Consider the following 215-nt stretch of genomic DNA (forward strand, 5'->3'; position numbering starts at 1 on the left):
CCCGGCTGTATGCGCGAGGTTACCGACTGCGGCCTGAGTTTTTTAAGTGACGTAAAATCGTGTTGAGGCCAACGCCCATAATGCGGGCAGTTGCCCGGCATCCAACGCCATTCATGGCCATATCAATGATTTTCTGGTGCGTACCGGGTTGAGAAGCGGTGTAAGTGAACTGCAGTTGCCATGTTTTACGGCAGTGAGAGCAGAGATAGCGCTGA

1 pseudogene (running past one end of the window) is annotated in these 215 nt (G+C 53.0%); it reads right to left on the minus strand.

The annotated features are described in order from the left end of the window. Window positions 1–215, minus strand: a pseudogene (locus tag OGX92_RS03740) (IS1-like element transposase) (its annotated part continues 80 nt past the right edge of the window); the annotation flags it as partial.

Origin of the sequence: Citrobacter sp. Cpo089 (genome assembly GCF_030332695.1) — a bacterium.
GTDB lineage: Bacteria > Pseudomonadota > Gammaproteobacteria > Enterobacterales > Enterobacteriaceae > Citrobacter > Citrobacter portucalensis.